This window comes from Stenotrophomonas geniculata ATCC 19374 = JCM 13324 (assembly GCF_001431625.1).
GTDB classification, from domain to species: domain Bacteria; phylum Pseudomonadota; class Gammaproteobacteria; order Xanthomonadales; family Xanthomonadaceae; genus Stenotrophomonas; species Stenotrophomonas geniculata.
The window spans coordinates 1-8543 of sequence record NZ_LLXT01000050.1 but is presented as its reverse complement, the minus strand read 5'-3'; the positions used below and the strand labels follow the sequence as shown (position 1 = coordinate 8543).

10 protein-coding genes are annotated in these 8543 nt (G+C 66.6%); 8 read left to right on the top strand and 2 right to left on the bottom strand.

All coding sequences use genetic code 11. From position 1 onward, the window contains the following. On the top strand, positions 1-834 hold an 834-nt coding region (locus ARC63_RS03160; RefSeq protein WP_057502493.1), incomplete at its 5' end, for an MFS transporter. Positions 835-850: 16 nt separating this feature from the next. Here ARC63_RS03160 and ARC63_RS03155 read toward each other — a convergent pair. After that, a complete protein-coding gene (locus ARC63_RS03155) occupies positions 851-1330 on the bottom strand; it encodes a MerR family transcriptional regulator (RefSeq protein ID WP_043398672.1) in 480 nt (159 codons plus the stop codon). A gap of 89 nt (positions 1331-1419) precedes the next feature. Between ARC63_RS03155 and ARC63_RS03150 the strand changes: the two genes are divergently transcribed. The 6 genes from ARC63_RS03150 (at position 1420) to ARC63_RS03125 (ending at position 6204) form a co-directional block, all read left to right on the top strand. Beyond that, on the top strand, positions 1420-2658 hold the full coding sequence (locus ARC63_RS03150) for an NADH:flavin oxidoreductase/NADH oxidase family protein (protein ID WP_057502492.1): 1239 nt from the start codon (positions 1420-1422) through the stop codon (positions 2656-2658). A 93-nt stretch (positions 2659-2751) separates the two neighbouring features. Further along, the gene (locus tag ARC63_RS03145) at positions 2752-3228 is read left to right on the top strand and encodes a hypothetical protein (protein ID WP_057502491.1); all 477 of its coding nucleotides are present in this window, start codon (positions 2752-2754) and stop codon (positions 3226-3228) included. A 103-nt stretch (positions 3229-3331) separates the two neighbouring features. Next, a complete protein-coding gene (locus tag ARC63_RS03140; protein ID WP_057502490.1) occupies positions 3332-3601 on the top strand; it encodes a hypothetical protein in 270 nt (89 codons plus the stop codon). A gap of 125 nt (positions 3602-3726) precedes the next feature. After that, positions 3727-3972 (top strand): hypothetical protein, encoded by a 246-nt coding sequence (locus ARC63_RS03135; protein ID WP_057502489.1) that lies wholly within the window; start codon positions 3727-3729, stop codon positions 3970-3972. 98 nt (positions 3973-4070) lie between these two features. Beyond that, positions 4071-4319, top strand: a complete 249-nt coding sequence (locus ARC63_RS03130; protein ID WP_005410137.1) for a hypothetical protein — start codon at positions 4071-4073, stop codon at positions 4317-4319. A 181-nt stretch (positions 4320-4500) separates the two neighbouring features. Continuing rightward, positions 4501-6204 (top strand): hybrid sensor histidine kinase/response regulator, encoded by a 1704-nt coding sequence (locus ARC63_RS03125; RefSeq protein WP_010484824.1) that lies wholly within the window; start codon positions 4501-4503, stop codon positions 6202-6204. 8 nt (positions 6205-6212) lie between these two features. Here ARC63_RS03125 and ARC63_RS03120 read toward each other — a convergent pair whose 3' ends face one another. Next, positions 6213-7736: an FAD-dependent monooxygenase gene (locus tag ARC63_RS03120; RefSeq protein ID WP_057502488.1), complete on the bottom strand. Its 1524-nt coding sequence runs from the start codon at positions 7734-7736 to the stop codon at positions 6213-6215. 82 nt (positions 7737-7818) lie between these two features. Here ARC63_RS03120 and ARC63_RS03115 point away from each other — a divergent pair, with 82 nt between their 5' ends. Further along, positions 7819-8463, top strand: coding sequence for a TetR/AcrR family transcriptional regulator (locus tag ARC63_RS03115; RefSeq protein WP_043398660.1), 645 nt, complete (start codon positions 7819-7821; stop codon positions 8461-8463). The last annotated feature ends 80 nt before the right edge of the window (positions 8464-8543 follow it).

Sequence of the window (8543 nt, the reverse complement as noted above, 5' to 3'; positions counted from 1 at the left end):
GCGATGCTGGTGGCGGCGGCGATCAGCCCGGCCGGCCAGCGCGGCCAGGCGATGTCGCGGGTGCTGCTGGGCCTGTCGATTGCGATCCTGGCCGGCAATCCGCTGACCACCTGGCTGGGCCAGCAGCTGAGCTGGCGCACCGCCTTTGCCCTGGTCAGCCTGCTGGCCATCGCCACCGTGGCGATGATCGCGCGCTTCCTGCTGCCGGACCCGGACGAAGTGCGCACTTCGCCGATGCGCGAACTGCGCGCCTTCAACACCACCCAGGTGTGGCTGGCGCTGGCAATCGGCGCCGTTGGCTTCGCTGGCATGTTCTGCGTGTTCACCTACCTGGCGCCGACCCTGGTGCAGGTCACCGGCGTAGCCGAATCGTGGATGCCGCTGGCGGTGGGCGTGTTCGGCATCGGTGCGATCATCGGCAACATCGCCGGTGGCTGGCTGGTGGACAAGTTCCACTTCAAGGCCGCCGCGGTGGTGCTGCTGTGGTCGATCGTGATGCTGCTGCTGTATCCGCTGGCCGCGCAATCGGTGTGGACCATCGGCCCGATGATCATCACCGTCGGCACCATGGGTGCACTGGCCGCGGTGCTGCAGACCCGCCTGATGGACGTGGCCGGTGAGGCGCAGACGCTGGCCGCTGCCTCCAACCATGCCGCCTTCAATACCGCCAATGCACTCGGCCCGTGGCTGGGCGGCATGGCGATCAGCGCCGGCTTCAGCCCGGCCAGCACCGGCTATGTCGGTGCGGCCACTGCGATCGGCGGCCTGCTGCTGTGGTGCGTGGCGGTGATGCTGGACAAGAAGCGCAAGGCAGCCGGCGTGGGCAGCCACTGACCTTCGCGCCGGATCGTCAGCTGCTGCCCGCGCGGCGGCGGCGATCCGGACGCAGCAACGCCGTATCGCCGGCCGCCAACGTCGGTCGCGCCAACTTACCGCGCCGTACGCGGTCCAGTACCCGCCGCGAGTTGGCCGCGCAGTCGATGCCCTCTGGCCGTGCCTGGATGTCCTCGATCAGGGCCAGCAGATGGGCCCGGCTCTGTGCCAGCCGCAACTGCAGCGCCTCGATGTCGGTCACCTTCTGCTGCAGCATCGTGATCAATGCGTCGTGCTGCCACTGGCCCATGTCCGGTGGCAGCAGGGCGCGTATCTCCTCCAGGCTGAAGCCGGCGCGCTGCGCACCGGTAATCAGCTCCAGCAACAGCACCGCCTGCTCCGGGTAGTCGCGGTAGCCGTTGGCCTGCCGCTGGACCACCAGCAACCCGGCCTCTTCGTAGAATCGGATGCGCGACGCTGCCAGACCCGTGCGCCGGGCCAGCTCACCGATCTTCATCTGCCTGAATCCTCGACATCGGAACCTGTTGACCTTCAATCAAACTTGAAGGTTAGCGTAGCGCCATTCCCCTGTCCTGGAGCTGTCCGATGTCGCTGTTCTCGCCCCTGGCACTGCCCTCCGGTGCCGTCATCCGCAACCGCATCGCCAAGGCGGCGATGGAGGAAAACATGGCCGATGCCGACCACGCCCCCTCCGAAGCGCTGCTGCAGTTGTACCAGCGCTGGGCCGACGGCGGCGCCGGACTGATCATCACCGGCAACGTGATGGTCGATGGGCGCGCCATGACCGGGCCGGGCGGCGTGGTACTGGAAGACGATTGTCACCTCGACCGCTTCACCGCCTGGGCGGACACTGCCCGCTCGCGGGGTGCGCAGATGTGGATGCAGATCAATCACCCGGGGCGGCAGATGCCGGCCGCACTCGGCCAACCCGCGCTCGCGCCGTCAGCCGTTGCTTTGCAGATGGGCGCGCTGTCCAAGCAGTTCGCACCGCCGAAGGCGATGACCGAGGACGACATCGACGCGGTGATCGCGCGCTTCATCCGCAGTGCCGAGCTGGCCGAGCGCGCCGGTTTCAGCGGGGTGGAGATCCATGCTGCGCACGGCTACCTGCTCAGCCAGTTCCTGTCGCCGCTGTCGAACCAACGCAATGACCGCTGGGGCGGCAGCCTGCACAACCGCGCGCGCCTGCTGCTGGAGATCGTGCAGGGGGTGCGCGCGGCCGTGGCGCCCACCTTCGTGGTGGCGGTGAAGCTCAACTCCGCCGACTTCCAGCGGGGCGGCTTCTCGCCCGAGGACGCGCGCGCCGTGGTGGAGATGCTGGCGCCCCTCGGCGTGGATCTGGTCGAACTGTCCGGCGGCAGCTATGAAGCACCGGCCATGACCGGCGCCGCACGCGACGAACGCAGCGTGGCCCGCGAAGCGTACTTCCTCGAATTCGCACGCGAGATCGCCACGGTGGCAACGATGCCGCTGATGGTCACCGGCGGCATCCGCCGCCGCGAAGTGGCAGAACAGGTGTTGGCCAGCGGCGTGGCCATGGTCGGCATCGCCACCGCGCTGGCGATCGAGCCGGATCTGCCGCAGCACTGGCAGCAGGGCCGCGACCCGGTGCCGACACTGCGCAACATCAACTGGCGCAGCAAGCCGCTGGCGGCCAGCGCGCACATGGCCGCAGTGAAGTATCAGCTGGGCCGGTTGAGCCGGCACCGCCCCACCGCGCCCGGTATCTCACCGGCCTGGGCACTGCTGCTGGCACAGGCGGACGTAAAGTGTCGGACCCGCCGCTACCGGCGCTGGATCGGCGCCCGCGTCATCGCACATTGAGCCGCGCGGACTTCTCATCACCGCAGCGATGCTCCACCATCTGCAGGATCGGCGGCACTCCGCCGCCGGTCGCAACTTGGAGATGGAAGCCACGTGGCAGCAGGATCGACCAGGAACCGCGAGAAGCTGCTCGACGACCTGCTCTCGCTGGGCCGCAACTGCGCACTTGCCATCGCCATCGCCGGTGCCGGCGCGGCCATCCACTACAACGAATCGGTCTACGAGGCCGGGCTCTGGCGTGGCCTGCTGCCCACCCTCTGCTTCCTGGTCGCGATCATCTGGATCGTGCTCAGCATCATCCGCTTCGACCTGACCCTCCAGCAGCACTTCGAGCGCAAGCGCACGCGCTGGCTCAGCCGCCTGCTCTACGTGGTGCTGCTCGGTACCGGTATCACCGCCGTGTTCTTCGTGACCGAACTGGCGTCCAACAACCACATCGCAAGAATGTGCGACGCCGTGGCCAACGAACCGGCCAGCCGGATCCACAGGTCCGCCGAGTGCCAGCGCCTGTATCAGCATCGGGCGGCCTACCGGCAACGGCTGGAGTCGGCCGAGGGCGAGTTCGACTGAAGCCTGCGCCGGCTTCGCATCGCGTGCGCGAAAAACACATGGCGTGGATATGCCGTCGGGCACAGTGGCTGCGCCTCCCTTGCAGCGAACGAACGCCGCCGACATGCACCACCCACCCGCCCCTGCCCGACACGATGCCATCGCCCTTCAGGCCGGTGTACTCGGCAGTGTGTTGGGCGTGACGCTGTTCAAGGCAATCGCACTGTCCGCACTGGCAAGTGGATCCTTGATGGTGATCGGGCTGTGGCTGCTGGCCTGCGCGCTGCTGGCTGCCTGGGCACTGGCCGCCTGCCTGGCCTGCCTTGCGCTGAGCCGGCGCGTATTCGTGCTGATGCTGGCGCTGTGCATGATGCTGATGATCTGCGTCGCCTGACAGCAGCAGGCGCCGGACTATCGCGCATCTGTTATAGAATAACAAGTGCGGTTGGTCGGATTGTGCGTGCCCGGGGTCACGGATTTGAATTCCATGGCCAGCCCGGCACCACCCGAGACCTCCCCATGACCCTGCAGCCCCTGCTTCGCGCCTCCCTCACCGCCGTTGCCCTGGCTTCGCTCAGCGCCTGTGCCACCTATGACGACAGCAACATGCATCAGGCCTGCCAGGAATCACCGCATCTGAAGGACCTGCCGCCCGAAGTGGCTGCCCGCGAGAGCCGCTGCAACAAGGGCGTGGAAGTGTGGTCGAGCGAGCGCAAGGGCAGTGACAGGCCGATCGACCTGAGCGGCAGGAAGAAGGATCTCTGAGCCGCCCGGCATCTTGATCGTTCCGATGCATGCGGATGACCAGCCCGTCACGATCAGGAGGGCAGGATAAGGCCTCCCCCACCGCGACGACTTTCCCGATGCCGGCCACTGGTCACCCTGTCATCCATGCCTTTGAAGCTGTGTTCGACCTGTCTGGCGGGGTGGAGCGCATTACGGCGCTCACTGTCATCTGCCGGCATTGCTCTGAAACCCGCTCGGCCAGCGAAGACAACTTGGTCCAGCTGCCGGGCGGTGCCTTGTTCCGCTGCGATGGATGCGGCAGTCATCAGGCGGTGAGCCATGCGCGGGTTGCCGATTGGCAGGTGAATTCGCTTCTGGGTGTCTGAGGCTGGAATACGACGGTGCCATGACGCAGGCTGTTGGCGCAGGGATGATGGTGAAGTCAGAGGCCGCCCCGTGAGCCACCTCGTCGGCCCGAAGGGCCGATGACGGCCAAGGCGCAGGACCTGTGCAGAGCGCAATGACATCACCTCGGCTAAGCTGCGGCACCTTTCTTCGCGCACGGCCATGCATCCCTTCCCCCTTCCTGTCTCGGCACCCGATCAACTCGCCTACCGGCTGCTGCAGGACAGCGACTGGGCCCGCTCCGCCGACGCCGCCAACGCTACTCCCGAACTTCGCGCTCTGCTGGCGATGATCCTGGATTCTCCGGAGCCGCTGTGGATCGCATGGGGCCGCGACAACAAGGCGTTCTTCTTCAACGATGCCTACCTGCCGATGCTGGGCGGCAAGCTGCACGGCGCCATGGGCAGCCGATTGGAAGACGTCTGGGCGGACGTCTGGGCCGACGTCGTCGATGCTGTCAACGACGCCTTCGGCGGCACGAGCCGCAGTTTCAAGAACATGCCGTTGATGATGGACCGTGATGGCACGTTGCGCGAGACATTCTGGACGTTCTCCTACTCGCCGCTGCGTGCCGGTTGCGGAGGCGTGGCCGGCATCATCTGCGTCGTCAGCGAGCAGACCGAACGGGTGATCGAGCGCGACCGGCACACGCGCCAGGTAGCGGCCATCACCGAGCAGGCACGCGAGGCCCACCTTGAACTGGTACGCGCCCGCGAACAGCTGCGGCAGTCGCAGAAGCTGGAGGCCATCGGCCAGCTGACCGGCGGCGTTGCACACGACTTCAACAATCTGCTGCAGGTCATCACCGGCTCCGTGGACATGCTGCTGCATACCTGGCCAGCCGGAGATGCGCGCCTGCGCTATGTACAGGCCATCGAAACCGCCGCTGACCGCGCCACTCGCCTGACCGCCCAGCTTCTGGCGTTCTCGCGTAGACAGAGCCTGTCGCCGCAGGTGTTCGACCTTTGCGAGAGCGTGCGCGCGCTTTCAGACATCATCACCACAGTACTGGGTGCGCGCATCTCCGTATCAGTAAACCTGCCCGACGCCCCGTTGCCGGTACTGCTGGACCGGACCCAGCTCGACACCGCACTGATCAACATCGCGGTGAACGCGCGCGACGCCATTGACGGCCACGGCAAGGTGACGATCGATGTGGAACAGCTGACATCGGTGCCTTCCGTGCGGTTCGCGGCGCCGATGAAAGGCAACTTCGCTGCGATCAGCGTCAGCGACACCGGTGCCGGTATCGATCCGTCCGTGGTGGACCGGATCTTCGAGCCATTCTTCACCACCAAGGGAGTGGGCGCGGGCACCGGGCTTGGCCTCAGCCAGGTGTTCGGCTTCGTCAAGCAGTCCGAGGGCGAAGTGGACGTACAGAGCCAGGCCGGTGTCGGTACGCGCTTCACGTTGTATCTGCCGCTGGCGCAGGAAAACGCCACCATCGAGCTGCCGACCACGCAACAGGGGCTGCTGCATGGCCACGGATTGTGCGTACTGGTGGTGGAAGACAACGTGGATGTGGCCGAGTTTGCAGTCGGGGCGCTGCGCGAGCTTGAGTACAACGTCGTACTCGCGCGCAATGCCGACGAGGCACTGGCGGAGCTCGAGCGCGACGCTGCGCGTTTCCACGTGGTGTTCAGCGACGTGGTCATGCCCGGGACCAATGGGCTGGATCTCGCCCGCACCATCCGCAGCCGCCTGCCCGATCTTCCGATCATTCTCACCAGTGGCTACAGCGAACTGCTGGCCCGCGATCCAGGCCACGGTTTCACGCTGCTGCGCAAGCCCTACTCACTGAAGCAGCTGGCCTCCGTGATGACCGAGGCCAGCCGTCGCTCGCAGACGATGGTGACTGCGCTTTAGCCGGCAGATCACTGCGTCGGACCGGTCCAGGAAGCAAGCGCCGAATCAAGGCCGGGCATATCTCCTCCTATGCCGCAGGTCCAGGCAACGATGCCATCCGGGCGCACCAGCACCGCCCCCAGACCCGATGCCGCATCTCCAGTATCTGCGGCGCAGGCGATGGAAGGCTGCCAGCGTTGGCCATGCTGCGGCGGCGAAGACGCCGGGTCGAAAACAAGCAGCGCCCCCTGCCCCGCTCTCAGCAGTTCGCCCAGGCGGCGGCCATCGGCCAACCGGAAGTCCGGCGCGCTCCTGCCGACCAGCGGGTGCTCTCCGCCAAGTTCCAGCTGCTGCGAAACACCCCAGATCCGCTCTGCCAGATACGTGGCCCCATCGCGGGTGCCGGCCAGGTCGGCCATGATCGCTGCCAGCGCGCGCGAGCCGGCCCCGGGACGCATCAGCGCAACCTGCGCGCGCGACCAGTCCAGCACCTTGGTGCCCACCGGATGGCGCTCAGACTGATAGCTGTCCAGCAGCGCCTCATCAGCCTTGCCCCGCACTACGGCGGCCAGCTTCCAACCGAGGTTCATCGCATCGCCGATGCCAAGGTTCAGCCCCTGGCCGCCCAACGGTGAATGCATGTGCGCGGCATCACCTGCCAACAGCACACGGCCGCTGCGATAGGCCGTCGCTTGGCGCGCAGCATCGGTCCATGTCGTGGCCAGGTGCAATGCAGTGATCGTTGCCTCGCGGCCAGACACCCGCCGCAGCAACGCTTGCGCGGAGTGCCGGTCCAGTGGCGTGCGATGGCCCGCGCCACCGTCGAAATCGGCCAGCGCCAGCAGGCCTGGCGGGTTGAAATTGCACATCCCGTGATCGGTGAACTGTCGGCCCGGTGTGAGTACACACCCATCTGCCAGTTCGACCAGCAGCGTGTAACCGGTGAACTCCGGCCCGGTTCCGGCAAAGATGAAGCCCGATTGCTTGCGTACCGTGCTGCGGGCCCCATCACAACCGACCAGCCAGCGGCCGTGGACCCTGCCGGAGCCGATGTGCACGGCAACCTGCGCCTCGTGCGCATCCACCGCCTGTACCGCACGCCCGCGTTCGATGCGCACGCCCAGCGCAATCGCACGTTCGGCCAATACCGTTTCCAGGGCCTGCAGCTCCACCGCCATCTGAGTGCCCACTGGCGTCGGCAGGCGCCAGCTCCAGCGCGTGCGGTCGACGTCGTCCAACGCAAACGGAATGCCGGCGAAGTGGCCACCCAGCGCCCGCGGTTGCGCCAGCCAATGGGCGGTGCCTAGCGGCGGCGCGCCCTTGTCGGGCTTGAGCACCTGAGTCGCGACGACCGCGTCCAACAGGCCACGCCGATCCAGTGCCTCCAGCGTGGGGACGTTCAGGCCGCGCAGCCCGAATGGCAGGCGCTTCAACGGCGAATCAGCGGACCCGGCCTGTTCCAGCACCAGCACCGAACACCCGGCATGGGCCAGTTCGCAGGACAGGAACAAGCCAACCGGGCCAGCACCGGCAATGACGACGTCGTACAGCATGGAGATTCCTTGTGAGCGCCGGGTCGGCGCTCTGGCGGGACAAATGTTACACTCGGTGTACATTTTCACACGTGAACCACCCATGACCCCGCTTCCTGGCCGTCGCGAGCAGCGCAAAGCCGAGACCCGACAAGCGATTTCCGACGTCGCCACCGAGCTGATCATCCGGCGGGGCTTCGAGGCCGTCTCCATGTCCGAGATCGCCGAAGCCGCGGGCGTCTCACGCAAGACGGTCTTCAACTACTTCGCCAGCAAGGAAGACCTGGTGTTCGATCGCGATGAGGAGGCGCGCACGCTGCTGCGCGAGGGCATGATGGCGCGCAGCGGAATGACCCCGCTGATGGCCTTCCAGTCACTCGTGCGCGAGTTGCTGGAGGCGGGCCATCCACTGCTGCGCATCAATGCCGGTGCTGCCGCCTTCTGGGGCACCGTGGCGGAGAGCCCGGTACTGGTCGCGCACGCGCGACGGCTGCAGGCGCAGTTGACTGACGATCTGGCGCAATTGATGGCCGACGCTGTCGGCCGGCCCGGACATGACGCCGAAGGGCGATTGGGCGCGGCCATGCTGCTGGCGTCGATGGTGGCGGCCTATGAGAAAGGACTGGCAAGCCAACTGCAGGGCGAGGACCCGCGCGAGGCCATGCTGCAGCTGATCGTGCGCGGCGCCAACGGGGTACTGGTGGCCTTGGCGGGCACCCCATATACGGACCCCGGCGCGCGTCCATAGCGCATTCGGGGGATAGGTTTCGAAGTGTTGCAAATGCTAATCTTTCTCATTTGCAGACACATAGCCCCTCCCCAATGCCC